The 24729-nt window shown below is 70.8% G+C and carries 18 protein-coding genes; 7 read left to right on the top strand and 11 right to left on the bottom strand.

Annotation, left to right across the window (positions count from 1 at the left end):
* Window positions 1-55: 55 nt before the first annotated feature.
* Window positions 56-757, top strand: coding sequence for a FadR/GntR family transcriptional regulator (locus tag ACZ69M_RS46975; protein ID WP_054234945.1), 702 nt, complete (start codon window positions 56-58; stop codon window positions 755-757).
* 40 nt (window positions 758-797) lie between these two features.
* Here the strand turns inward: ACZ69M_RS46975 and ACZ69M_RS46970 are convergent, their stop codons facing one another.
* The 6 genes from ACZ69M_RS46970 to ACZ69M_RS46945 are packed head-to-tail and all read right to left on the bottom strand — an operon-like array spanning window position 798 to window position 10324.
* Window positions 798-3815: an alpha-mannosidase gene (locus tag ACZ69M_RS46970; RefSeq protein ID WP_470059847.1), complete on the bottom strand. Its 3018-nt coding sequence runs from the start codon at window positions 3813-3815 to the stop codon at window positions 798-800.
* A 43-nt stretch (window positions 3816-3858) separates the two neighbouring features.
* Complete coding sequence (locus ACZ69M_RS46965) at window positions 3859-5871, bottom strand: endo-beta-N-acetylglucosaminidase (protein WP_470059846.1); 2013 nt, start codon at window positions 5869-5871, stop codon at window positions 3859-3861.
* On the bottom strand, window positions 5868-7127 hold the full coding sequence (locus ACZ69M_RS46960; protein WP_470059845.1) for a glycoside hydrolase 5 family protein: 1260 nt from the start codon (window positions 7125-7127) through the stop codon (window positions 5868-5870). The genes ACZ69M_RS46965 and ACZ69M_RS46960 overlap by 4 nt, the downstream gene beginning before the upstream one ends.
* A gap of 37 nt (window positions 7128-7164) precedes the next feature.
* Entirely contained in the window at window positions 7165-8082 is a 918-nt protein-coding gene (locus tag ACZ69M_RS46955; RefSeq protein WP_470059885.1) for a carbohydrate ABC transporter permease, read from the bottom strand.
* A gap of 44 nt (window positions 8083-8126) precedes the next feature.
* A complete protein-coding gene (locus ACZ69M_RS46950) occupies window positions 8127-9023 on the bottom strand; it encodes a carbohydrate ABC transporter permease (RefSeq protein WP_470059844.1) in 897 nt (298 codons plus the stop codon).
* An 8-nt stretch (window positions 9024-9031) separates the two neighbouring features.
* Window positions 9032-10324 carry an ABC transporter substrate-binding protein gene (locus ACZ69M_RS46945; protein ID WP_470059843.1) on the bottom strand — a complete coding sequence of 431 codons (1293 nt, stop codon included), beginning with the start codon at window positions 10322-10324 and terminating at the stop codon, window positions 9032-9034.
* Between the two features lie 220 nt (window positions 10325-10544).
* On the opposite strand from ACZ69M_RS46945, the gene ACZ69M_RS46940 reads away from it, so the two are divergent.
* Window positions 10545-11588 (top strand): LacI family DNA-binding transcriptional regulator, encoded by a 1044-nt coding sequence (locus tag ACZ69M_RS46940; protein ID WP_470059842.1) that lies wholly within the window; start codon window positions 10545-10547, stop codon window positions 11586-11588.
* 73 nt (window positions 11589-11661) lie between these two features.
* Here the strand turns inward: ACZ69M_RS46940 and ACZ69M_RS46935 are convergent, their stop codons facing one another.
* The 3 genes from ACZ69M_RS46935 to ACZ69M_RS46925 form a co-directional block, all read right to left on the bottom strand.
* Complete coding sequence (locus ACZ69M_RS46935; RefSeq protein ID WP_470059841.1) at window positions 11662-13194, bottom strand: alpha-L-fucosidase; 1533 nt, start codon at window positions 13192-13194, stop codon at window positions 11662-11664.
* A gap of 20 nt (window positions 13195-13214) precedes the next feature.
* Window positions 13215-15029, bottom strand: coding sequence for a family 20 glycosylhydrolase (locus tag ACZ69M_RS46930; RefSeq protein WP_470059884.1), 1815 nt, complete (start codon window positions 15027-15029; stop codon window positions 13215-13217).
* A 73-nt stretch (window positions 15030-15102) separates the two neighbouring features.
* Window positions 15103-17442 (bottom strand): alpha-L-fucosidase, encoded by a 2340-nt coding sequence (locus ACZ69M_RS46925; RefSeq protein WP_470059840.1) that lies wholly within the window; start codon window positions 17440-17442, stop codon window positions 15103-15105.
* 252 nt (window positions 17443-17694) lie between these two features.
* Here ACZ69M_RS46925 and ACZ69M_RS46920 point away from each other — a divergent pair, with 252 nt between their 5' ends.
* On the top strand, window positions 17695-19038 hold the full coding sequence (locus ACZ69M_RS46920; protein ID WP_470059839.1) for an amidase: 1344 nt from the start codon (window positions 17695-17697) through the stop codon (window positions 19036-19038).
* A 33-nt stretch (window positions 19039-19071) separates the two neighbouring features.
* Here the strand turns inward: ACZ69M_RS46920 and ACZ69M_RS46915 are convergent, their stop codons facing one another.
* Window positions 19072-19554 (bottom strand): GNAT family N-acetyltransferase, encoded by a 483-nt coding sequence (locus ACZ69M_RS46915; protein WP_470059838.1) that lies wholly within the window; start codon window positions 19552-19554, stop codon window positions 19072-19074.
* A gap of 59 nt (window positions 19555-19613) precedes the next feature.
* On the bottom strand, window positions 19614-19787 hold the full coding sequence (locus tag ACZ69M_RS46910) for a hypothetical protein (RefSeq protein WP_470059837.1): 174 nt from the start codon (window positions 19785-19787) through the stop codon (window positions 19614-19616).
* A 566-nt stretch (window positions 19788-20353) separates the two neighbouring features.
* Between ACZ69M_RS46910 and ACZ69M_RS46905 the strand changes: the two genes are divergently transcribed.
* The 4 genes from ACZ69M_RS46905 to ACZ69M_RS46890 all read left to right on the top strand — a co-directional run bounded on the left by ACZ69M_RS46905 (window position 20354) and on the right by ACZ69M_RS46890 (window position 24710).
* Complete coding sequence (locus tag ACZ69M_RS46905; protein ID WP_470059836.1) at window positions 20354-21598, top strand: permease; 1245 nt, start codon at window positions 20354-20356, stop codon at window positions 21596-21598.
* 105 nt (window positions 21599-21703) lie between these two features.
* Window positions 21704-22159, top strand: a complete 456-nt coding sequence (locus ACZ69M_RS46900) for a hypothetical protein (protein WP_403698205.1) — start codon at window positions 21704-21706, stop codon at window positions 22157-22159.
* Between the two features lie 25 nt (window positions 22160-22184).
* Window positions 22185-22985 carry an SDR family oxidoreductase gene (locus ACZ69M_RS46895; protein WP_470059835.1) on the top strand — a complete coding sequence of 267 codons (801 nt, stop codon included), beginning with the start codon at window positions 22185-22187 and terminating at the stop codon, window positions 22983-22985.
* 108 nt (window positions 22986-23093) lie between these two features.
* On the top strand, window positions 23094-24710 hold the full coding sequence (locus tag ACZ69M_RS46890) for a serine hydrolase (protein WP_470059834.1): 1617 nt from the start codon (window positions 23094-23096) through the stop codon (window positions 24708-24710).
* The last annotated feature ends 19 nt before the right edge of the window (window positions 24711-24729 follow it).

Below are 24729 nucleotides of genomic sequence, written 5' to 3'. Positions count from 1 at the left end.
TCCGACCACTCTGGTGGTTAGACTGCGGCGCACCCCGGCAACAGGAGGAGACGGCGTGGACGAGTCGGCCCCGCAGAAGGGCACCGTGACGCAGCGCGCCATCGAGCGGATCAAGGCGATGATCGGCGAGGGCCGGCTGGAGCCCGGGCAGCGGCTGCCGACCGAGCGTGATCTCGCCGCCCAGCTGGGCATGTCCCGCAGCTCGATGCGCGAGGCGATCCGCGCGCTCACGGTCCTCGGTGTGCTGGAGGCCCGGCACGGCTCGGGCATCTACGTCACCCAGCTGGAGGCCGGGGACCTGCTGGAGACCTTCGGCGTGGTGGCCGACCTCTCGCGCGGGCCGCGGCTGGTCGAGCTGCTGGAGGTGCGGCGGATCCTGGAGTCGACCGCGACCGCGCTGGCCGCCGCACGGATCACGGCGGACCAGCTGGCCGAGGTCGAGAAACACCTGCTGGCGATGAACGCGACGGACGACCCGGAGGAGATCCTCGCCCACGATCTGGCCTTCCACCGCGAGATCGCGGCCGCCGCGGGCAACGAGACCATGGCGGCCATCCTGGAGGGCCTGTCCTCGCGCACGTTCCGTGCCCGGGTCTGGCGGGGCTATGAGGAGGAGGGCGCCTTCGAGCGGACGCGGCGCGAGCACGCGGCGATCCACCGCGCGCTGGTGGCCCACGACCCGGAGGCGGCCAGGGCCGCCGCCGCCGCGCACGTGGGCGAAGTGGAGCAGTGGCTGCGGACCCAGCTCACGCAGTAGCCGGATCCGCAGCCCGGGAAGGGGTCGAACACGCAACCACTCAGGCGCGTGTCAGCCGCAGGGTGACCAGCTCGAAGGGGCGCAGCGACAGGGTGACCCGGTCGTCGTCGCGCCGCGGCTCCGCGGCGTCCGCGAGGGGCCGCTCCAGCAGGTCGGTCACGGTGACGTCCCCGACCTCGAACCCGGCCGTCAGCGTGGCCCTGGTGCGCCCGCCCCGGGACTCGTGGAAGCGTACGACCACATCCCCGCTGCCGTCGTCGGCGAGCTTGACCGCGGTCACCACGACCGCGTCCTGCGCCACCTCCACCAGGGGCGCGACCTCACGCTCGCCGCTGACCCGCCGCTCGGGCAGATTGATCCGCCATCCCTCGCGCACCGCGTCCCCGATGCCGGCCCCCGGCACCAGCGCGTGCCGGAAGCGGTGCACACCCTGGTCGGTCTCGGGGTCGGGGAAGCGCGGGGCGCGCAGCAGCGAGACACGCACGGTGGTGGTCGTACCGGAGTCGCTGTCGCGGACGGTACGGGTCACGTCATGGCCGTACGTCGAGTCGTTGACGAGCGCGACTCCCCAGCCGGGCTCCTCCATGTGCACGAACCGGTGGTTGCACGCCTCGAACTTGGCTGCCTCCCAGGACGTGTTGGTGTGCGTCGGCCGGTAGAAGTGCCCGAACTGCGTCTCGGAGGCGTAGCGCTCCGCGTGCACGTCGAGCGGGAAGGCGAGTTTCAGGAACTTCTCCGTCTCGTGCCAGTCCACCTCGGTGTCGATGCCGAGCCGCCGCTCCCCCGGCGCGAGCGACAGCACCTGGGTGACCCGCGACGCGCCGAAGGACCGTACGATCCGCACCGACACGCCGTCCTCACCGGGCGCGACCTCGTCGGCGTCGACCAGGTCGGTGACCGTGTTGCGGTAGAACTCGTCGACGTCCCAGGCGTCCCACATGTTCGGGAAGTCGGGGTGGATCTGGAGCAGGTTCGCGGCGCGTCCCGGGGCGATCGTCTCGCGGTCGGCGTCGATGTCGTACGCGGAGACGACCAGGCCCCGGGCGTCGATCTCGACCCTCAGCAGGCCGTTGTCGAGGACGTGGCCGCCGCCTACGCGCGGCGCGAGCGCCACCTCGCTCGCCGCGGCGGCGGGCAGGGCCCCGCCCGCCGGGACCCCGTCCCTGCTGTGCGGGGCGGAGTTGAACACGAGCTCCGTGCCGCCTTCACCCGCCAGCGCCCGCTGCGCCGCGTCGATGATGCCGGTCAGCTCCTCGGCGACCCGCTCATACGTCCTGCGCGCCTCCCGGTGCACCCAGGCGATGGACGAGCCGGGCAGGATGTCGTGGAACTGGTGGAGCAGGACCGTCTTCCAGATGCGGTCCAACTCCTCGTACGGGTAGGGGAATCCGGTCCGCACGGCCGCGGTCGCCGCCCAGAGTTCGGCCTCGCGCAGGAGGTGTTCACTGCGGCGGTTGCCCTGCTTGGTCCTGGCCTGGCTGGTGAGCGTGGCGCGGTGCAGTTCGAGGTACAACTCGCCGACCCAGACAGGGGCGTTCGGGTACTCGGCCTCGGCCTTCTTGAAGAACTCCGTCGGGGTCTCCCACACCACGGTGGCGGAGCCTTCGAGGTCACGGACCCTGGCCGCCTTGGCCACCATCTCGCGGGTGGTGCCGCCGCCTCCGTCACCCCAGCCGGTGGGGGCGAGGGAGTGCCGGGCGACGCCCTTGTCCTTGAAGTTCTTGGCCGCGTGGGCGAGTTCGCTGCCCCGCATGGAGCAGTTGTAGGTGTCGACGGGCGGGAAGTGGGTGAAGATGCGGGTGCCGTCGATGCCCTCCCACTGGAAGGTGTGGTGCGGGAACTTGTTGGTCTGCGACCACGAGATCTTCTGGGTGAGCAGCCACTTGGAACCCGCCGCCTTGATGATCTGCGGGAGTCCTGCGGCGAAGCCGAAGGTGTCCGGCAGCCAGGCCTCGTCGTTCTCGATGCCGAACTCGTCGAGGAAGAACCGCTTGCCGTGCACGAACTGACGGGCCATCGCCTCCGAGCCGGGCATGTTGGTGTCCGACTCGACCCACATACCGCCCGCGGGCACGAACCGGCCCTCCGCGACCGCCTTCTTCACCCGCGCCCACACCTCGGGCCGGTGCTCCTTCACCCAGGCCCACTGCTGGGCCTGGGACATCGCGAAGACGAACTCGGGCTCGTCCTCGATGAGCGCGGTCATGTTGGAGGTGGTCCGCGCCACCTTGCGGACGGTCTCGCGCAGCGGCCACAGCCACGCCGAGTCGATGTGCGCGTGCCCGACGGCGCTGATGCGGTGCGCGGACGGGACGGCGGGCTCGGCCAGCACCCCCGCCAGCCGCTCGCGGGCCGCGGCGGCGCTCGCGCCCACGTCCTGCAGGTCGACCGCGTCGAGCGCCTTCTCCACCGCGCGCAGGATGTCCCAGCGCCGCGCCGACTCCACCGGCAGCTCGGCCATCAGCTCGCCGAGCACCTCCAGGTCGAGCACCAGCTCCCACACGGTCTCGTCGAGGACGGCGAGGTCCATCCGGGTGAGGGTGTACTGCGGCTCGCTGCCCGCGGTCTCCTTGTCGCCCAACTGGGTGGGCAGGAAAGGGTGGTAATCGAGGATCACCGGGTTGGAGGCGGCCTCGACATGCAGCCGGACCTCCTCGCCGCCCTCGACCGGGGCGCCGATGCGCACCCACTGGTTGCGCGGGTTGAGGCCCTTCACGGGAGTGCCGTCGGGCCGGTAGACGAGCCCCTCGCACTGGAAGCCGGGCATGTTCTCGTCGAAGCCGAGGTCGAGCAGTGCCTCGACGGTCTTCCCCGCCCACGCCTCCGGGACGGTCCCGGTGACCCGGAACCAGCTGGTGCCCCACGGAACGCCCCAGCGCGCACCCACCTCGATCGGCTCGGGTGTGGCCGCGAGCCCCTCGGCGACGGGCACCGGCTCACCGGGAGCGTGCCACACCGCGACTTCCAGCGGCACGGACTCGGGGTACACGGCGGGTCGGATGCGCTCGTCGAGGACGCGCTTGAGGCGGGCTTCGACCAGGGTGCGGTCGTCATGCATGGGGTGCTCCGTGGGGTGAAGATGGTGCGGGAAGGTGGTCCTGCTACCAGGTGTGGGTGGTCGTGGCGGCGGCCGAGACGGTGAACAGCTCCCCCACCGCGTGCACTTCGAACCCCCCGGACGACTCGCCCTGCTCGGCGGTGAGACCGTCGACGTAGAACGCGCTCTGGCAGGTGCCGCCGAGGAAGCGGCGCGTGCCGTCGGGGAGCGTCCGGTACAGCTCGTAATGGCGTACTTCGCCGGGGGCGCCCTGCCAGGCGAAGCGCAGGTTGCCTCCGTCGGCGCCGGTGACGCGCAGGTCGGTGGGTGCGGCGGGGGTGAGCACGGCAGCGCGGACCGCGAGCCCGCCGAGACGCCAGCGCACCGGACCACTGCTCGCCGTCAGCCGCACGCCCAGCGCGTGCACGGTCCCGGTCAGTCCGGTCAGCGGCACTGTGGCGGTCTGCCAGCCGTCGCCCGAGGACGTGAGCGCGACGTACGTGTATGGGGGCGCCCCGCCCGCCGCGTTCGGCTCGGCGGTGGCGACGGCCAGCTCCACGGCGGCGGCGCCCGCGTCCGTGCGGTAGGTGAGCTCGACCACCGTGTCCGCGGTGAGCGGCAGCCTCGTCGCGTACAGGTCCAGCGTGGTGGGTGCGTCGAGGGCGCCGTCGACGAGCAGGCTGCTCCCGCCCCGCCAGGCGTCCGCGAAGTCGAAGGTGACGGCGGGGCGCTGTCCGCTCGTCCGCACGACCCAGCGGCGGGAGGGCAGCCGGTCCTGGAGGCCGAGATGGTTCCAGGCCTTGTCCGAGGTGACCTCGCCGTCCTCGTGCCACTTCAGCCCGTGACCGGTGTTGAAGACGGTCGCGAACGGAAGCGAGGCGACCGTCGAGCGGTCGGCGACGGAAACGGCCGGGGCACGCCAGCTCGCGTTCGTGCCGGGCTTGGAGGGGTCGAGGGAGGAGCCGGTCCAGAACAGGTCGTCTGCGGCGTGGAAGTCGCCGGGGGTCCGGCTCGCGGGCAGGTGGTTGCGGGTCCACTCGGGCCGGTAGAAGCCGACGGAGGTGACGTGGGCCTTGCCGCTCGGCACGATGGCGTCCCAATTGACGGACGCGCCGGTGCCGTTGGCCTCGACGTCGACGCCCGCCCACAACTCGTAGGGACTGCGCCCGAGTTGCCGGGCCGTCGTCGCGGAGGAGGCCAGGCTGCTCTGCGACCAGCGGAAGTCGACGAACATGGAGTCGGCGGCCTGGAAGAACGTCTTGTTCTGGTTGTTCAGGGCGCCCTGCCAGCTCACCGAGCCGCTGACGGTCATCGCGTCGTACCAGGTGACGCGCTGCCCCTGAGCCGCTCCGAGCGTCTTCAGTTCGTTCATGAAGCCGAGCATGTCGGTGGCGAGCGCGGTGTTCCCGCCGCTGGTCTCCGCGTTGATGAACCAGCCGTCGAAGCCGTACGCCGCCGCCACCGCGACGAGCCGCGCGGCGAGGGGGTAGTGCCCGGTGGAGTCCTTCTGCACCAGGTCGCGGGTCCACTGGAGCTGTCCGCCGTAGGCGACGGGCGGCAGGAAGACGTTGCCGAGGACGGGCACGCCGTGCCGGTGGGCCGCGTCGACGATCGGGGCGTTCGGCGCGAGGATCAGACCCTCGCCCGCCGAGCCGCCCCAGAAGACGAGTTCGTCCAGGTAGGCCCAGTGGGTGAGAGCGTAGTAGTCGGCGGTGGCGGCACCCTGTGAGGGGTTGTTCGACGTGGGGCCGAAGGAGACGAGGGACTGGATACGGGCCTGGCCGCTGCGGGCTGTGGTGTTGGCCGGCGTCGGTGTGAAGCGCGCGGCGAGCGGCACGGTCGAGGCGTTGAACGCCAGGTCGGCGTCGGTTGCGGCGCTCCATGCCTTGAGACTGCGCCAGGTGATGCCGGTGCCGGGGGTGCCCGAGGGCAGCGAGTCGGGGTACCAGTAGGAGGCGTACGGCGGTGCCGCGGTCGCGGCGGCCCCGGTCGCCGCGACCGCGGGCAGACCGGGCAGGGCGGGCAGCAGCGCGGCGGCCGCGCCGGCGAGCAGGACGGTGCGTCTGGTGGGGTTCACGAGCGGGTTTCTCCTTGTGGGATGGGGAGTACCTGATCGGGACTGACGACTTCGGTGATGCCGCGCGCGGCGAGGTGTTCCTTGTCGTCCGCGCGCGCGTCGAGGACGGTGGTGGGGCGGGCGCCGTCGGCGGTGAGCCGGAAGAACGCCTCGAAGACGGGGCCGCCCGGGGCACAGAGCGAGCGGACGGCGGGGTCGGCGGGGACGATCAGCGCCGTGGTGCGGGGGGCGGGCGTGTGGTGGTGCTCGCGGGCGGCGCGGGCCAGCGTCCGCGCGCTGTCCTTGGGGCGCCGGTCGTTGGTCAACAGGCCGAGCCCGTATTCGAGTTCGGGGAAATCCGCGAGGTCGCGGGAGACGTCGTGGGAGCACCACCAGGTGATGCCCCACAGGTCGGGACAGTCCAGCGCCGCCGCGACGGTGGCCTCGGTGAAGGCAGCGGCGTGCTCGGGCGGGATCAGCGGGGCGGGTGCGCCGACCTCCTGGAGCCAGACGGGCCGGTGCGGGTCGTCGGCCCAGGCCTTGCTCAGCTCGATCAGATACGCGGCGTGGTGTTCGGTGGCCACGGAGGTGCGGCCGTGCCGTTGGGCGGTGCCGTTGAAGACCCAGGAATGTACGGCCGTGACGGCGCCGCGGCGGGCCGCCTGGCCCGGGGTGAACGGCATGTCGTCCTGGTACCAGGTGGCGTCGTACTCGGCGTGCAGATGCAGCCTGCCGGGGGCACCCTCCTCGCAGGCGGCGAGCATCCGCTCCAGCCAGTCGTCGATCTGGGCGCTGCTCGCCCGGTCGGGGTCCGGATGGGGCGGGCCCGCCGAGAACTGGTTGACCTCGTTGCCGAGCGTCATGCCGATGAAGTGCGGGTGGTCGGCGAGGGCCGCGGCGAGCGTGCGCAGATAGGCCGCCTGGCCGTCGAGGACCTCCGGGTCGGTGAACAGGTTGCGCCGGTGCCAGGTCCGCGTCCACGCGGGCAGGAAGTCGAAGCTCGACAGGTGCCCCTGCAGGCCGTCCACGTTGACGTCGAGCCCCCGTTCTCCGGCCGCGTCGACGAGCCGGCGCAGCTGCTCGACGGCGCGCGGGCGGATCAGCGCGCGGTTGGGCTGGAAGTAGGGCCACAGCGGGAAGACCCGGATGTGGTCGAGGCCCAGCGCGGCGATGGAGTCGAGGTCGGCGCGTACGGAGTCGAGGTCGAAGTCGAGCCAGTGGTGGAACCACCCTTCGCTGGGCGTGTAGTTGACGCCGAAGCGCACGGCAGAAGGCATGCGGGATCCTTGCGAAGCGAATCGGGACAGCGGAAGGTCAGCCCTTGACGGCGCCCTCCCCCACCCCGCGGAAGAAGTACCGCTGCAGGCAGGCGAAGAGGGCGATGAGCGGTGCCATGGCGATGATCGTGCCCGCGGCGACGAGCCGTTCGTCGCCTGCGAAGGTGCCGTGCAGATAGTTGAGGCCGATGGTGAGGGTGAACTTCGAGGGATCGCTGAGCACGATGAGCGGCCACAGGAAGTCGTCCCAGGCGCCCATGAAGGCGAAGATCGCGACGACGGCGAGCGTGCCCTTCACCGAGGGCAGCGCGATCCGCAGGAATCGCTGCCAGGTGTTGGCGCCGTCCACGAAGGCCGCCTCCTCGATCTCGTACGGCAGATTGAGGAAGGCGTTGCGCATCAGCAGGACGTTCATCGCGCCGATGCTGCCGGGCAGGACGACCCCGATGAGCGTGTTGTTCAGGCCGAGCTCTCGCATGGTGGTGAACTGGGCGATGATGATGCCCTCGACGGGGACCAGCATGGCGAGGATGAACACGAGGGTCGCCACGCGCCTGCCCCGGTAGCGCAGGCGGGCCAGGGCGTAGCCCGCGAGCGCCGAACCCACGCAGTTGGTGACGACGTTGGCACCCGCGACCTTCAGGGAGTTGAAGGCGTAGTCCCAGACGGGGATGGTGTCGGCCACCCGCTTGTAGTTGTGCAGCGTGGGATCGCCCGGCAGGAACTTCGGCGGTGAGCTGAAGATGTCCTCGGTCGGGCCCTTGAGCGAGGTGGACAGCTGCCACAGGAACGGGCCGACGGTCAGGGCGAGGACGGCGAGCAACAGCAGGTAGCGCAGGGCGAGTTCCCAGCCGCGGACGCGGCGGCCGTGCTCGTCGGTGACACGACGGCGACGGGACCCTCGCTCGGCCGGCGGACGCCGCTCGACGTCGCGCTCCTTCTCCAGCACGCTCACACGTCCGCCGTCCCGCACGCTCACGCGTCCTCCTTCCGGCGTGCTCACACGTCCTCCTTCCGGTCGGCGCGCAGCACGAGCAGCATCAGCGCGACGGTGACGACGAAGACGACGACCGAGATGGCGGAGGCGTAGCCGACCCGGCCGGTCAGTCCGGTGCCGGTGCGCTGGACGAGCATGACGAGGGTGGTGTCCTCGCCCGCCGGGCCGCCGTCGGGGCCCGCCATCAGGTACACCTCGGAGAACACCTTGAAGGCGGCGACCGAGGAGAGCGCGGCGACCAGCACCATGGTGGAGCGGACGGCGGGCACGGTGACCGTGAAGAAGCGGCGGACCGCGCCCGCGCCGTCGACCGAAGCGGCCTCGTGCAGCTCGCGCGGCACATTGGCGAGCGCTGCGAGATAGATGATCATGTAGTAGCCGAGGCCCTTCCAGACCGTGACGGCCATGGCGCTCAGCAGGAGCAGCCACTGGTCGCTGAGGAAGCCGACCCTGCCGACGCCGATCGACTCCAGCAGCGAGTTCACCAGGCCGCGTTCGTCCAGAAGCCACACCCAGATCAGACCGACCACGACGATGGACGCGACCACCGGGGTGTAGAAGGCCGACCGGAAGAAGGTGATGCCGGGGATGTTCTTCTGGACCAGCAGCGCGAGCAGCAACGGCAGCAGGACGAGCGCGGGGACGACCCCGAGGACGTACAGCGTGCTGTTGCGCAGCCCGATCCAGAACATGTCGTCGTGCAGCAGTTCACGGAAGTTGGCGAGGCCCACGAACGTGCCCGGGATCAGGGTGCGGCGGTCGGTGAAGGCGTTGACGACGGTCGAGACGAACGGATAGAGGATGAACACGCTCACGACCAGGAGGCCGGGAGCGGCGAACAGCCAGGGGCTGGTCGGCAGTTGGCGCCGCACCCGGGCGGTGCTGGAGGAACTCGCCATGGCTGCGCTCAGCCCTGCTGCTTGAGCAGCGTGTCACAGGCCTTGACAGCGTTGTCAAGAGCCGCCTTGGGGCTCTCCTTGCCCTGCAGGGCCTTGGCGACCTCGTTGCGCAGCGCGGTCTTCATCTGCTCACTGAAGAGGACCGGCGTGTAGTTGACCGCGTTCTTCAGGGACTTGGCGGCGGCTGTCCGCACGCGGGTCTCGTCGGTGCCGTCCTCCTTGGTGAAGTACGGGTCGTCGAGCGAGCCCGCGGTGCTCGGGAAGATCGCGACCTTCTTCGCGAAGGACATCTGGTTCTGCGCGTCGGTGACGAAGTGCGCGAAGGCGACCGAGGCGGGAGTGTGCTTGGTGCGCGAGTTGACCATGACGCCCATCACGTACATGTTCACCTTGCCGGTGCTGGTGATCTGGTCCGTGATGCCGATGTTCTTGTAGAGGTTCGGGGCCTGCTTCTTGAAGTTGCCGAGGTCCAGGGCGCTGCCCGGGTTCATGGCGACGGCCCCGGTGAGGAACTTCTTGCCCGAGGACTCCGGGGTCGCGGTCAGCGCCTGCGGGTCGAGCGCCTTCGCGTCGTACAACTCCTTGTAGTTGGTGAGGAGTTCGACTCCCTTGGCGTCGTTGAAGGCGAAGGCGGTGCCTTCCTTGTTCATCAGCTCGACGCCGTAGCGGCCGAAGTCCTCGATGGTGGGCACGTTGGCGAGCGTGGCGACCTTGCCGTCGCTCTTCTTCGCCAGCTGCAGGGCGTCGGCGAAGAGTTCGTCGTACGTCGTCGGCGGCTTGGAGGCGTCGAGGCCGGCCGCCTTGAACAGGGACTTGTTGTAGAAGAGCGGGCCGGTGTTGAGGTACCAGGGGAAGGCGTACGTGCCGGTCATGCCCGGTATCTGGTGGCCGGCCCAGGCGCCGTCCAGGTACTCCTTCTTGTACTGCGCGGCGGACTTCTCGAGGTCGAGGGCGAGGCCCGCCTTGGCGAGCGGGGCGACGAGGTCCGGCGAGACGTTGACGACGTCGGGCAGGGTGCCGCCGGCCGCGTCCGCGCTGATCTTGTCGGCGTAGCCCTCGGCGGGCTGGTCGACCCACTTCACATGGGTGCCGGGGTACTTCTTCTCGAAGTCGGCGATCACGCCCTCGAAGTACGACTTGAAGTTGGCCCTCAGGTTCCAGGTCTGGAAGGTGATGTCGCCCTCGACCTTGCCGGAGGCGTCCGCCCGGCCACTACCGTCACTGCCGGAGCCGCAGGCGCTCAGCGGCAGGAGAACGGCGACGGTGGCAGCGGCGGCGAGAGCTCTGCGGGAGATGCGCACGGATGGGGCTCCTCTTGCAGCAGGGGTAACGGTGCCGGGGCAGACCTTGCAGCCAACTCGCCGGGCAAGTCAATGGATTTGGCCCAGCTAAATTCATTAGTGCCACAACATGGCTGGTCACAGACGTTCCTGCAGCCTCTTGCAATCGATCACTAATGCGCTTTAGATTGCCTCAGCTCAAGCGCATTAGTACACCAGCTCAGCAGAACGGGGAACAGGGTTGCCAGCCAAGCGGTCACCCGCGCGCCGACCGACGATGAAGGACATCGCACAGCGCGCCGGGGTCTCCGAGAGCGCGGTCTCCTTCGCGCTCAACGACCGGCCCGGGGTCTCCGAGATCACCCGCGACCGGGTCCGTCGCGTGGCCGAACAGCTGGGCTGGCGGCCGAGTACGGCGGCGCGCCAGCTGTCCGGCGAGGGCGCGGCGACGGTCGGTCTCGTGGTGGCCCGTCCCGCCGACGCCCTGGGCGTGGACTCGTTCTTCCTGCAGCTGATCTCCGGCATCCAGGAGGTGCTGGCCGAGCGTCATCTCGGCCTGCTGTTCCAGGTGGTGGAGGACGTGGCCGACGAGTGCGGGGTCTATCGGCGCTGGTGGGCCGAGCACCGCGTGGACGGAGTCATGGTCGTCGACCCGCGGACCGACGATCCGCGTCCGGACCTCCTCGAGGAGCTGGGTCTGCCCGCCGTGGTGATCGGCGGTGTACCGGACGCGGGGCACCCGGGGATCTCCACCGTCTGGGCGGACGACGCGGGTGCGATGGCCGCGGTGGTGGACGAGCTGTACGCGCTCGGCCACCGCCGGATCGTGCACATCGCGGGCCTGCCGGGGCTCGCCCACACCGAGCGCCGGATCCGCACCCTGCGCGCGGAGGCCGAGCGGCGGGGTCTGACGGAGGTGCGCTCGGTCCCCACGGACTACTCGGACGCGGAGGGCGCCGCCGTCACCCGCCGCGTCCTGGAGAGCGGCACCCCGCCGACCGCGCTGGTCTACGACAACGACGTGATGGCCGTCGCCGGCGTCGCCGCCGCCACGGAACTCGGCTTCCTGGTGGCGCGCGACGTCTCGGTCGTCGCCTGGGAGGACTCGCCCCTGTGCCGCATGGTCAAACCCTGGCTGTCCGCCCTCTCCCGCGACACCGTCCAGTTCGGCCGCACGGCCGCCCAGGAACTCACCGCGCTACTGGACGGCGGTCCGGCCCGGACGGTGCAGGTACCGGTGCCGCGGCTGATCGAACGGGAGAGTACGGGGCCCTGCGGGGCTTGAGAGGGTGAAGGACGGACGCGGAGCCGGAGACGGGGGAGGTGGACGCCGTGCGGGCATCCACCTCCCGTACGCGTCAGATCCGTGAGCGATACAGCGCGAACTCCGCGATCCGCGCGGTCTGCCGTGACCGCGTCACCCGAAGGCGCCAGTGCCGGGCCCGAACGGGCGCCGGGAGCAGCAGGATCCGGCTCGCTCCGATCGTGCCCGCCCCGGCGACCCGGCTCCAGGCGCCCGCTCCGTACGCCTCGACCACGAAGCTCTCCACCTGCTGGCCGTGCCGGATGTCCTCGGCGAGCCGGATCCGGTCCACCTCGTGTTCCGTACCGAGGTCGAGGGTGAAGACCCCCGGGGAGGAGCGGACCACGGCCCCGCGCCCCAGGTTCTCCGGCAGCTCCCGGTCCACGCGTTCGCGGAACTCGCGCAGCCGCACCACGTCGGCGGCCGGCAGCAAGCCCTGCGTGTCGGGTGGGATGTTGAGCAGCAGCACCGAGTTGCGGCCGACCGAGCGGAAGTAGATGTCGGTCAACTCGTCCACGCTCTTGGGCTGTTGGCCGGGGTGGTAGAACCAGCCGTCACGGATGGAGACATCGCACTCGGCCGGCCACCACTGCAGGTAGTCGGCCACCGGCCGGGCCGCCACCAGCGCGGCCCTGCTGCCCTCGTCGGGTGCGTCGTAGGCCAGCGCGTAGTCCGTGCGGCCGTTGTCCTTCTCCGTGACCGGTACGACGCTCCACTCGTCCTCGCGGGCGAGCCCGCCCTCGTTGCCGACCCAGCGCACATCGGGCCCGGACACGGCGATCGAGGCGTCTGGGGCGAGCGCCCGGACCAGCGCGTACCAGCTGTCCCAGTCGTACTTCTCGACCTTGTCGGGCGGAATGCGGCCCTGTGCTCCGTCGAACCACACCTCGTCGACGGGTCCGTACTCGGTGAGCACTTCGTAGAGCTGGTTGAGCATATGGGCGCCGTAGTCGGTGGCATCCAGCGTGAACGTCCTGGGGTTCGTACGGTCGTCGCCGTCGACGAGCGTCGGGATGGTGCGCTCCATGCGCGCGCTGCCGTTGGCGTACACGCCGTGCAGGTACTGGTTCTCGTCGGCCGGTGAGATGTAGACGCCGACCTTGATCCCGTGGCGGCGCATCGAGTCGGCGAAGGAGCGCAGCACGTCGCCCCGCCCGTCGCGCCAACTGCTCGACGCCACCGAGTGGTCGGTGTAGCGCGACGGGTGGAGGACGAACCCGTCGTGGTGCTTGACGGTGAGGATGGCGAGCTCGAAGCCGCCGTCGCGCAGGGCGCGGGCCCACTGGTCGGTGTCGAGGCCGACGGGCTGGAAGACGTCCGGGTCCTCGTCGCCGGTGCCCCACTCCAGGCCGGTGAAGGTGTTCACGCCGAAGTGCAGGAAGGCGGTGCGTCCGAGGTTCTGCCAGGCGATCTGCCGTGCGGTGGGCCGGACTTGGGAGGCCTTGCGGACCAGGTCGTCCTCGGTGTCGGAGGGGCTGACGGGGATACGGGAGGCAGCTTCGCCGGGGGCCGCGAGAGCGACGGATGTGCCGGTGGACGCGACGAGGGCGGTGGATGCCAGGACGAAGAGGCGTCTGGAGATGGCCATGGGGGTGGGGTCTCCTCACATCAGTGGATGGTCAACTGCCAGACGGACGGCGGCTCTTGGTCCGGCGGGTACTGGAGGAGCCGCCCCGCGTCCGTCACGTGCACCGCCATCCGTGTGATCGCGTTGACGAGCCGGTATCCGCCGCCGGGCACCGGATCCAGCTCCCAGCGCTGCAAGGTGTCCGCGGCGGCGCAGGGCGACTCGGTCACCTCGACACCGGGGTCCAGGGGCACGTTCAGCGTGAGCTTTCCGCCGCTCACCTCCAGACAGCCGCCGCTCGTCGTGGACCGCAGGGTCACATAGCCGTCCGCGGTCCGCAGGACCTGGAGATCTGCGGTCGCGGCCCCACCGCGGAAGGTGTACGTCCCCTCGGCCACCGGCACGCGGGTCAGGTCCCGCCACCCGGGCGCGTGCCCCACGACCGCACCGCGCGCGGTGAACTCGGCGTACGTCGGGTCGGGGTGCGCCGAGCCCCAGGTGACCTGGGCGATGTGCCGCAGGGCCGGGTCCATGGCCGTAGCGACCTCGTTCTCGGTCTCCCCGCGCCCGTTGTCCGGCCAGAGGCTGATCTTCGCCCCGGTGACTCCCTCGCGCGAGGCGAGCTTCTCGCCCTCGAAACTGCGCGGGTCCCAGCTCTGGTCGTACAGCGCCTTCGTGTCGGTGTGGAAGCCGCCGCGGACGAGGTAGAGGGAGTAGGCGGCGTTCATCAACGGATAGCCCTGGGCGATGAGCCGGCTCGGTTTCGTCGCCACGTTCAGCCAGTGCTCGACCGTCGTACCGGCCGTGACGGGCACGGTGTTGGCGCCGGTGAGACCGTCGTTCCAGATGCGCAGCTTCTTGCCCTTGGCCGCCGCGTAGGCCTGGACGCGGTTGACGAAGTCGATGAACGCGTCCTGCGGAGTGGCGCTCGCGCCGTACCTGGCCCGTGCGTAGGCGAGGATCTGCGGGTACTTGGCGAAGTCGGAGCCGAGCATGTACTCGTCGGCGCCCATGTGCCAGGACCCGGACGTGAACACCTGCGCGTACTCGTCGATCAGGCTCGTGTAGTACGTGAAGGCCCCGTCCTGTGTGATGTCGAGCCGGGCGGGCTGCTTCACGCCGTCGGTGTCGGTGAGCTGGAGGTCCGGGCGGTTCTGGATCCAGGGGTCCATGTGCCCGGGCGAGTTGATCTCCGGGATGATCTCGACGTGGTACTTCTCGCCGAGGGCCACGAGCCGGCGTATCTCGTCCTTCGTGTAGTAGCCCCAGGCGTTGGCCTCGGGATGGGCGTCGCTCTTCACCTTCAGTTCGAGCAGCAGCTGGTTGAGCTTGTGGTACGCCATGTCGCGCACCAGGTTCTCCAGCCAGGCCGTGGAGATGTGGACGTAGCAGGCGCAGACGCCGACACCGCGTTCCTTGTACTGGGGCACGTCGACCGTGCTCCCGGCGGGCACGCGGTCGCTCTGGGCGAGGAGCTGGAGGAGGGTGCGGGTGCCGTAGAAGGCACCGGTCTCGGCGGCGGCGGTCACCAGCAGGCTCTTGCCCGCGCGCAGTTCGTAGCCCTCCGCGCCGAACCGCGACGAGGAGGGGTCGACGCCGATCACGATGTCACCCGCGTGCGCGCCTTGCCGTACGACGGGAACGGTGCCGTGGCCCGCCGCGCGCAGATCGTCGGCGAGCGTGTCCGCGACCCGGCGTGCCGCAGGGTCGCGTGCGACGATGCGCGAGCCGGAACCGAAGGAGTAACTACCTTGCGCCGGTGTCCAGTTGGTGAGGGCGGGGACCGTGACGGGAGGCACCGCGGCCGTCCGTGCCTCCGCTGTGCGCGCCAGCGCCGGGACCGGCGTGGCGAGCATCAGCAGCAGCGCCACCACGCAGCCGACGACCCTCCGGGTCCACCTGCTCCGAGCGGGCCGTGCGGCGCGTCGGTCAGTCATGCCATTCCACCTTGAACACCCACACGTACTGCCCCGCCCTGCGGGCCGCTTCCGGCACGTCGACGACCAGCGACCCGCCGCTCACCTTCCAGGTCAGCGGCCGGTCGTGACCGAGCATCGTCACCTTGTCCCCGCCACGGATCGGCACCGGCGCCTCGACGGTCAGCGTGGCGCCGGGCTCGGTCAGCGAGTGGATGTAGAACGCCTCGTTCTGCCGGACCGTGAACCGCAGGTCCTCGCCGAGCTGCGCCATCCGCGACCAGTACGTGGTGTCGTAGATCGCCTCGCCGTTGGTCCTGAGCCAGCGGCCGGTCTCGCGCAGCCGGGTCTGCATGATCTCCGGGATGGTGCCGTCCGCGCGGGGACCGATGTCCAGCAGGAAGTTGCCGTTCTTCGACACGATGTCGACCAGGCTGTGGACGACCTCCTCGGCGGTCATGTAGGCGGCGTCGGGCGTCGCCTTGTTGTAGCCGTAGCTGAAGGGGTCGAGTCCCCGGCTCGACTCCCACTTCGCGACGACGGTGTTCTCGTACGTCGTGTACTCGGGGGTGGTGAAGTCGTGGAAGCCGATGCCCGAGCGGTTGTTGACGGTCACCTCGTACGGCTTGGCTCTGTTCTTGCCGTGGTTGAAGTACTCGGCGAGGACATGGAGGCTGTCGTTCGCGCCGCCGATGTCGCACCAGATGAGGGACGGGTCGTAGCCGTGGATCAGTTCCAGCATCTGCGGGGCCTGATAGTCCTTCACATAGTCCTTGCCCGCCGTGTATCCGGTGTACGGGAGCGGCTCCAGGGTGTACGGGTTGCGCGGGGCGTGGCCCATCCACGGGTTGTCGGGGTTGAACCACTCGGGCATGGAGAAGTACAGGCCGCGGTGCAGCTCGGGCGTGAACTTCTTTGAGGCGTCGAAGAGTTCGCGGATCAGATCGCGCTTCGGGCCCATCTTCACGGCGTTGCGGTCGGAGACCTTGGTGTCCCACAGGGCGAAGCCCTCGTGGTGCTTGGAGGTGAGCACGTGGTACTGGGCTCCCGCGTCACGGAAGAGTTCCACCCAGGCCCGGGGGTCGAACCTCTCCGCCGTGAACATCGGGATGAAGTCGTCGTAGGCGAAGCTCTCGCCGTATGTGTCCCGGTGGTAGGCGTACACCGCGTTGTCCGGGCTCTGCAGGTGGTTCCAGTACCACTCGGCGTACTGTTTGCCGACCGGAGACCAGGCGGGCACCGAGTAGACACCCCAGTGGATGAAGATGCCGAACTTGGCGCGGTGGAACCAGTACGGGGCCTGGTGCCCGGCGAGAGAGCTCTCGGTGGGCTGGTAGTCGGGCACGCCGAGGGTCAGCTCGCGCCCGGCGGAGGTGACGTGCTGACCGCGTCCGGTGACGGTCACCTTTCCGGGCCGCGCGGTGCCCGGTGCCGTGCCCACGCGGTTGCGGATGCCGACCCGGACGCGCGCCTGCTCGCCGGGGTCGAGGCGGATGACGTGCGCGGGCTCGACGGTGCGGGCGCCCGGCACGTCGACGCCGACCGACACGCGGTCACCGGCGAGGACGGCGACCGTGCCCGCGTTGACGACCGTGGCCTCCACGCTCTGCGCGCCGCTCGACTCCAGCAGGGAGAAGGTGGAGTGCGCGTCCCGCAGGGCCAACGCCCTTCCCTGCGCGGCCGGTTGGAGGGAGAGGGCGAACACGTGGAGGGAAGCCTTGCCGGCCTCGGCGGGGTTGGTGGTCGGCAGGGTGAGGGCGACCGCGTCGCGCTGCGGGTCGATCCAGACCTCGGCCGTGCCGATCCCCACGCCGTGCTCGTCCTTCGTGCCGTCCGGCCGGTAGCGATACGGGGCCGACAGCGACCCGCCGGTCGCGTACCAGTCCGCGCCGCCGAGCCCGGCGGTGGTCGTCGAGCCGTCGGCGTAGTGCACGGTGGCACGGCCCGCGGCGTCGCCGTAGCTGCCCGCGGTGAGGAAGTGGGCCGAGAGATAGCGCCCGCTCGGAAGGTCGATGCGCTGGCCGAGGGCCACCACGTTGTTCCGGGCACCCGCGGCGGCGGAGGGGAAGACGAACGCGATGCCGTCCACCTCGACGGGGCCCGCCGGGAGCTCCTCGCCGGGGAACGTGTACCCCGAGCCGTCGAAGCTGCCGCCGGGGGCGGCCGCCGTGTCGATGCCGTCGTTGTCGGTGTACGCGTCGAGCGGCACGGGGATCGGGTCGGGGACGGGAACCCACGGGCCGTGCTGCTCGACCGCCGGTCGCGCTTCGGCCGTGGCCGCGAGGGGAAGAGTGGCGGCGACGGCCACTCCAGCCGCGGCGCCCAGAACCTGACGTCTTGGATACGTGCTCATAGCGGCTCCAATTCATCGGATGTTTGATGATTGAGGCGCCACCAGATCCTGTCAATGGGGCGGGCAGGTGCGAAAGTTGAGCAAGTGATCGGATGATCGGCGACTCTGCGGAGATACCGGACAAGCCTGAGCGCGAAAGTCCAAGAAGACCGATCCGAATGTCCAAGGGCGACGGCTCTCGACGCGGCACCCCGCCGCCGGGCACAGTGCTCCTCGTACTCACCAGTAATCCCCTGTCCCCGAGGAGCACCCGTGACCAGCTGGGTCGGCCGGACCGCCACCGAGATCGCCGCAGCCGTACGCGAGAAGCGGGCCACGCCCCGCGAGGTGGTGGCCGACCACCTCGCGCGGATCGAGCGGCTCGACGCGCGCGTGGGTGCCTTCCGTGTCGTACGGGCCGAGGCGGCCCTCGCGGCGGCCGACGAGCTGGCCGGCCGCGCGGACCTGGCCGAACTCCCCCTCGCGGGGGTGCCCGTGGCCGTCAAGGACAACCTCGCGGTGCGCGGCGAGTCGAACCGCAACGGCTCCGCCGCGACCGCGGACACCCCCGCCGATCACGACCATCCGACGGTGGCGCGGCTGCGCGCGGCGGGCGCCGTGGTCGTGGGTCTCACCAACGTGCCCGAGCTCTGTGTCTTCGGCACCTCCGAGGGTGTCCACGGCACGGCCCGCAACCCCTGGGACACCTCGCGGACGGCGGGCGGCTCCTCGGGAGGCAGCGCGGCCGCGGTCGCCGCCGGGATGGTGCCGATCGCGCTGGGCAACGACGGGATGGGTTCGCTGCGCATCCCGGCGGCCAACTGCGGCATCGTCGGCCTCAAGCCGGGCCCTGACACGATCCCGGCGGGTATCGGTCACGGCGACTGGTTCGGCATGTCGGAGAACGGGCCGCTCGCGACGACGGTCGAGGACGCCCGCCTGATGTTCGCGGTCCTGTCGGACACCGAGGCGATACGCCCCTCGGGGAACCTCGTCCGCAAGGTGGCCGTCTCCGTCCGCAGTCCGCTGGTCGGCGTGGGTGTCGGCCGCCCGTACGCGAACGCCGCCCGGGAGGCCGGGGAGTTGCTGGCCCGGGCGGGCCACGAGGTGCGGCCCGCCGACCCGCCGTACCCCTACTGGCTGGGCACCGCCGCGCTGATGCACTGGACGGCGGGCACCGCGGTGGACGCCGAGGACCTCGACCCGCGCCGGCTCACCCGGCGGACTCGGGTGCACGCCGCCGTGGGGCGCCGCTTCGTGGCCGGGGTACGCACGGGCGAGCGCCGCGAGCAGCTGCGCGGGCGTCTGGAGCCGTTCTTCGCGGAGCACGACGTGCTGCTCACCCCGGCACTGGCCCGGCGGGGGCCGGCCACCGCACCGTGGCACGAGCGGGGCTGGCTGCGCAATGTGCTGGTCAACACCAACTACTCGCCGCTGACGCCGCCGTGGAACCTCACCGGGTGGCCCGCGATGGCGGTGCCGTTCGGGACCCTGCCGAGCGGGGCACCGGCGGCCGTACAGCTGGTCGGACGCCCCGGATCCGAGCTGGAACTCCTGGAGCTGGCGGGTCAGTTGGAGGAACTGCGGCCGTGGCGGCGGACGGCGCCACTGGACTGAGGAGCGCGGTGCCCCCCGGAGTGCGCGGGAGATTCACAGGGCCTTGTACATGATGTGCAGTCCCACCCGCCCGTGCCGGGGGTGCTCGTAGGCGTCCGGCACGGTGCCGAGGATCGTGAAGCCGAGCGCGGTCCACAGCGTGACGGCGGGATTGGTCTCCACGACAGCGTTGAAGACCATGCCCCGGTAGCCGTCGGCCTTCGCCGCGGCGAGGACGTGCTCGGCGAGCGCGCGCCCGATGCCGAGCCCGGCGTGGTCGGGGTCGACCATGAATCCGGCGTTGGCGACGCGCGCGGCGGGGCCGCCGTAGTTGGGGGTGACGTAGGCCGAGCCGACGACCGCTCCGGTGGCGTCCTCGGCGACGTACACATGCTTGCCCGGTGCCATCCACAGGGCCCGGGCCGCCTCCTCGGAGGTGCCCGGGTCCCAGGTGTAGGTCTCACCCGCGGCGACGATCCGGTGCCAGAAAGGCCAGATCCGCGGCCAGTCGTCGGCCGCGGCTTCTCTGATCAGCATGGACGTGAGTCTGGCACGCCCATGCCGTCAGCGATCGCGATGAGTCCCGCCGCGAGCGGTCAGTCCACGCTGGGCAGGATGTGGGGCTCGGCGAGGTCGTCCTCGTACCCCGCCAGGCGGATCGGGGCGGACCTGGCCCACACGTCGAGGCTGCCGAGCTTCTTCTCGGGCCGGCCTCCGCGCTCCGTGCGGTCCTTGGGGCGCTGATCGAGATTCGTCTTCTCCGGTGTCACCGCGCACTCCTTATGTGTCGGGTCACCCTCGGGACGTACAGGGCCAGTCTGCTTCCGGTCGCCTGACATCCCCTCGGGTCTGAGTCGAAGGCAGTTAAGGACGCGGTGGCGCCGGTAACTCGTGAGAGCAGTCCGTGGTGACCGGCTGTCCCGGGACGGACCTTGGGTGTGGGTGGAACCCCTGCAGGCTGTCCGTCCGGTACAGGGTAACCAAATGAGCGGGTGTCCGCTCGATGGGGCTGATAACACGAGGTAACCGTCTTGCGTCAATCAGCATCCACCGATCCTCGATCTGGGTCTATTTGATGATGTATCCCCCCTCGCGCGCCACCCGTTCAGCGCAGCGCCACACCTCCCGCGACCAGGGCGGGAAGACTCAACCCGGCGTCCAGGCAGGGGTGATGGGCCGACCCGCGGAGCCCCGGCCTCCCTTTGGAGCGGCCCTGCGAAGTCTTTGCGGAACCTTGAACCGGCACGACCCGCCTGCCCACCACACGGCGGCTGATACCCCTAGGGGGTATAGTCCCGCGTAAATCGGGGAAGCCGGACGGGAATGAGTGAGGCCGATGCACGCGATCCTGCACGCACTGTCCATCACCGGGTCGATGACCTGGGAGATCACCTGGGCGCTGATCCTGGGATTCGGCCTCTCCGCCGTCGTCCAGGCCGTGGTGCGCCGCGCGACGATCGTGCGGCTGCTCGGTGACGACCGGCCGCGGACGCTCACGCTGGCCGCGGGGCTCGGCGCGGCGTCCTCGTCCTGTTCGTACGCGGCCGTCGCGCTGGCACGCTCGCTGTTCCGCAAGGGCGCGAACTTCACCGCGGCGATGGCGTTCGAGATCGCCTCCACCAATCTGGTCGTCGAACTCGGCGTGATCCTCGCCCTGTTGATGGGCTGGCAGTTCACGGTCGCCGAGTTCGTCGGCGGCCCGATCATGATCGTCGTGCTGGCCGTGCTCTTCCGGATCTTTCTGCGCGAACGGCTGCTGCGTGAGGCCCGGGAGCAGGCGGAGCGCGGGCTCGCCGGATCGATGGAAGGGCATGCCGCCATGGACATGTCGATCCAGACGGAGGGCTCGTTCGCGCGCCGGCTGCTCTCGCGCGCCGGCTACACCTCTGTCGCACACGTGTTCGTCATGGAGTGGGCGGCGATCCTGCGCGACCTGATGATCGGTCTGCTGATCGCGGGCGCGATCGCGGCCTGGGTGCCCGACGCGTTCTGGCAGTCCCTCTTCCTGGACGGCCATCCGCTCGCCGCGAGGCTGATCGGCCCCCTGATCGGCCCGCTCGTGGCGATCGCCTCGTTCGTCTGCTCCATCGGGAACGTGCCGCTGGCCGTCGTGCTGTGGAAGGGCGGGATCAGCTTCGGCGGTGTGGTCGCGTTCATCTTCGCGGACCTGCTGATCCTGCCGATCCTGAACATCTACCGGAAGTACTACGGACTCCGGATGACCGGCTTCCTCCTTGTCACCTTCTACGTCGCCATGGTGTTCGCCGGATACGTCGTGGAGTTCCTCTTCGGCGGCCTCGGGCTCATCCCCGACCAGGCCGACGCGACGATCCCCATGGAAGGTGTCTCCTGGAACTACACGACCTGGCTCAACATCGTCTTCCTGCTGCTGGCGGCGGCCCTGGTGTGGCGGTTCCTGCGCACGGGCGGCCCGGCGATGCTGCGGATGATGGGCGGGGCACCGGAGCCGGAAGGCCACGGGCACGGGACTGTGGGCGCGGAGGGCCACCACCACCGCGCACCTGCGCCGGGAGCCCACGGGCACGGGACTCCGGGGGCCGAAGGCCACGGGCACCACTGAACACGGCGCGCAGTTCAGATCCCGTTGGCCGATTCGCAAGGCAGCCATGATCTGCTGGCGCCCGGAAACGGCTTTTCCCGCGGGAGGACTCGGGAGGACTGACGCATGGAGCTGCGCAGCGTCGAGGAGCTGATGGATCTGCTGCACGCCTGCCGGGGCGCCCGGGACACCCCGGGCCGCTGTGGCGGCCGAGTGGATCTGCACGACCACGCCCTACAGACCGCCGCGCTCCTGCGCCGAAGTCGTCCCGCGGACAAGGAACTCCAGGTGGCGGGCCTGGTCCACGCCGTAGGGCACCTCCTGCGGCCCGGCGACACGACCGGTCACGCCGACCTGGCGGCGGACCTGGTCCGGCCGCTGCTCGGCGAGCGGGTCTCCCGGCTCGTCGGCCTGCACGCCGGCGGATGGGCCGACGACGCGGACGCCGACGACGTGCTGAGCCTGCGCCACGCGGACGAGTCGGGCAGGGTCCCCGGTCTCGACGCCGGGGTCCTGGAGGACTGGCGCACGGTGCTGGAGCTGGTGGCGGCGCAGCACTCGCGACTCGGGGCTGTTGACTGACGGTCCGTCATGAGACGGTACGCGGATGACGCCGCCGTACGGGCTTGAGGGCAGGAGCGCCATCGTCACCGGGGCCTCGCGCGGGATCGGTCTCGCCGTCGCCGAGGAGCTCTCCCGGGCGGGGGCGCGGGTGTGCGTGACGGCCCGGGACCCGGACGCGGTGGGCCGGGCCGCCGCACGGCTCGGCGGCGTCGGACTCGCGGGCTCGGTGGCCGATCCGGCGCATCTGCGGGAGCTGACCGAGCTGGCGCTGCGGGAGTTCGGGCGCATCGACGTCGTGGTGAACAACGCCGCGACCAACCAGCCGTACGGCCCGCTCATGGACGCCGATCCGGACCGCTGGCGCGAGGCGTTCACGCTCAACGTGGAGGCCCCACTGCGGTTGGTGCAGTGTGTCTGGCGGGCCTGGATGGGCGAGCACGGCGGCGCGGTCGTGAACGTGTGCACGGAGGGCGCCGGGCATGTGGGGCCGAACGTGGGGGCGTACGGCACCAGCAAGGCGGCCCTCCTCCATCTCACCCAGCAGCTCGCCGGCGAACTCGCCCCGAAGGTGCGGGTGAACTCCGTCTCCCCGGGGCTCGTCCGCACCGAGATGGCCCGGTTCGTCTGGGAGAACGCCGAGGACGAGCTCGGCGCGGGGCTCCCGCTGGGCCGGATCGGCCGGCCCGAGGACATCGCGCGGGCGGTGGTCTGGCTGGCCTCGGACGCGGCCGGGTGGATCACGGGCGCCGATCTGCTGGTCGACGGCGGGACCCGGGTCCGGTCCGCGCACTCTCCCGCCGACACCGTCCACGAACGCCTGCGGACGCGTGCGCCCGACGCGTAGCGGCCATGCCGGCTCCCACCGGCTCCCACCCGTTCGGGCCCGGCTGCCGCCCGAGCCCCGCAGGACGCCGTACGTCTCCGCAGGACAAAGCCTGACAGCGCGCGTTCAATGGTGACCATGGGTGTGCGGCGACGGGCGGGACACCACCGATGCGCGGCGCTGATCGCGGCCGCCGCGACCTCCCTGCTCGGCGCGGGCCACACCCCCGCCGCCGTCGCGGCGGCCCCGCCTCCCCAGCCGCCCCCGCAGCTCACCCGGGCCAGGGTGGACGATGCCGTCGGCAGACTCGACGGGATCGTGCGGGACGCCATGAAGAAGACCGGCGTCCCCGGCGTCGCCGTGGCCGTCGTCCACAAGGACCGCGTGGTCTGTCTCAAGGGCTTCGGAGAGCGTCAGGCGGGACGGTCCGGTGCCGTCGACCCGGACACCGTCTTCCAGCTCGCGTCCTCGTCCAAGCCGCTGGCCTCGACCGTCGTCGCGGGGGCCGTCGGCGCCAAGTCGCTCGGCTGGGACGACCCCGTCGCGGCGCAGCTGCCCGGCTTCGCGCTCAAGGACCCCTGGGTCACGGCGCACGTCACCTACGCCGACCTCTTCTCGCACCGCAGCGGACTGCCCGACCACTCCGGTGACCTCCTCGAAGACCTCGGCTACGACCGGACGTACATCCTGGGCCACCTGAAATACGAGCCGCTCGGCCCGTTCCGCGCCAGCTACGCCTACACCAACTACGGGGTCACCGCCGCGGCCCAGGCGGTCGCGAACGCGAAGGACACGACCTGGGACAAGCTCTCCCAGGACACGCTGTACGGCCCCGCCGGCATGAAGAACACCAGCTCCCGCTTCTCCGACTACGACCGGGCCAAGGACAAGGCCGTCACCCATGTGAAGAGCGCGGACGGCACCTGGCAGCCGAAGTACGTCCGGGACGCCGACGCCCAGTCGCCCGCGGGCGGCGCGAGCTCCACGGCCCGTGACATGGCCACCTGGATGCGACTGCAACTGGCGAACGGGAAGCTGGACGGCAGGCAGATCATCCCGGCCGCACCGCTGGAGCGCACCCACCTGCCCGAGATCGTCGCCCAGCCCCCGCAGGCCCCGGCGGGCCGCGCGGGCTTCTACGGCCTCGGCTGGAACGTCGGCTACGACGACCAGGGCCGGCTGCGCCTCAGCCACTCCGGCGCCTTCGAACTCGGCGCCAACACCAATGTGACGATGCTGCCCGGCGAGCAGCTCGGCATCGCCGTCCTGACCAACGGGGCGCCGGTGGGCCTCGCCGACTCGGTCGCGCTGAACTTCTTCGACACCGCCCAGTACGGGAAGCCCACGACGGACTGGCTGCCCCTGGTCGACCGGGTGTACCGGCAGCAGGAGCAGCAGGACCGCTCCCCCACCGACTACTCCAGACCTCCGCGCAACGGGGCCGTGGCCCGCGCCGCCGACAGGTACACGGGCACGTACGACAACGCGTACTACGGGCCGCTGACCGTCACGGCAGCAGGCGGCGGGCTCAGCATGAGCCTGGGCCCGAAGCACACGACCTTCCGGCTCACCCACTACGACGGCGACACCTTCGCTTTCCGGACCGTCGGCGAGAACGCGACCGGGCTCTCGGGGGTGACCTTCAAGGTCGGTACGGGTTCACCGGGGTCCGGCGGCTCCAAGGCGTCGCGGGTGACCGTCGAGGCCTGGGACCACGACGGCCTGGGCACCTTCACCCGCAGCTGAGGGCGCGGTTTCACCCGTG

Source organism: Streptomyces sp. NPDC107454, assembly GCF_055582885.1.
Note: the sequence above shows the minus strand (reverse complement) of the source record. Positions and strands in the feature narration are given on the sequence as shown.